The organism is Halomonas sp. SIMBA_159, from assembly GCF_046536035.1.
Classification (GTDB): domain Bacteria; phylum Pseudomonadota; class Gammaproteobacteria; order Pseudomonadales; family Halomonadaceae; genus Vreelandella; species Vreelandella venusta_A.
Window position 1 is genome coordinate 1 of the sequence record NZ_JAWJBT010001062.1, and the last position, 254, is coordinate 254.

General features: G+C 44.9%; 1 protein-coding gene. It reads right to left on the reverse strand.

What is annotated here, in order from left to right; translation table 11 throughout:
• A partial coding sequence (locus R0J87_RS22540) for a tryptophan 7-halogenase (protein WP_498889115.1) occupies positions 1–119 on the reverse strand: 119 nt, incomplete at its 3' end.
• Between the last annotated feature and the right edge of the window lie 135 nt (positions 120–254).

The following is a 254-nucleotide window of genomic DNA, read 5'->3' on the forward strand; positions in this document are numbered from 1 at the left end:
CTGTCAGACTCGACTAACACTATATCGATAGTCGCGCCCAAAACTTTCTTCAATAGCGCTGCCGCTATCCAGCCTGATGTACCACCACCTAAAATAACGACTTTACGCACAGTTTGCATCGCTGCACCTTTAACCAATAAAAAGCCCAACCAGATGACGCTTGGTTGGGCTGTTAGTAAGTAAATCTGAGCGCTTTACAGCTCAGAAGCTGCCAAGCTTAGAACTTGTAGTTTAAGCCTAACATATAGTTACGG